Source organism: Exiguobacterium sp. s56 (assembly GCF_018618255.1).
Taxonomy (GTDB): Bacteria; Bacillota; Bacilli; order Exiguobacteriales; family Exiguobacteriaceae; genus Exiguobacterium; species Exiguobacterium chiriqhucha.
This window is the reverse complement of sequence record NZ_JACSLR010000046.1, coordinates 1-478: the sequence shown is the minus strand read 5'-3', so window position 1 is coordinate 478 and position 478 is coordinate 1. Positions and strand designations below refer to the sequence as shown.

Annotated in this window: 1 protein-coding gene; it reads right to left on the bottom strand. The window is 49.2% G+C overall.

Annotation, left to right across the window (positions count from 1 at the left end; translation table 11 throughout):
* Positions 1-44: 44 nt before the first annotated feature.
* On the bottom strand, positions 45-478 hold a 434-nt coding region (locus KNP71_RS15770; protein ID WP_214831057.1), incomplete at its 5' end, for an ATP-binding protein.

Sequence of the window (478 nt, the reverse complement as noted above, 5' to 3'; positions counted from 1 at the left end):
TGTAGACGTCAAGTTGATTTTGACACTTTTTGCTCGTTTGCCTTTTACACTTCTGCCGAAAACAATGATTTCCGGTTTCTCATCCGATGACTGTCGTCATCACTATGTATGATTTCGACGCGATGGAGTAAGCGGTCCAGTATCGCAGTCGTGATGCCCTGGTCCCCGATCAATTCGCCCCATTGTTCGGGGCTTTTGTTCGAGGTCAGGATGATCGAGCTGCGCTCATAAAGGTGGTTGACGAGATGGAAGAAGAGATTGGCTTCTCGTTGGTCCATGGCCATATACATCAGGTCATCGATGATGACCAGGTCCGAATCTCGCAACCTTTTTAACTGGATCTTCGACTTGCTTGAGAACTCTTCACTTTTTAATAGTTGGACGAGTTCGCCCATCGTGACGAAGTATACCTTGAACCCGTGGTTGACCGCCTCGATTCCGAGTCCCACGGCCAAAAACGTCTTTCCGACGCCCGGAG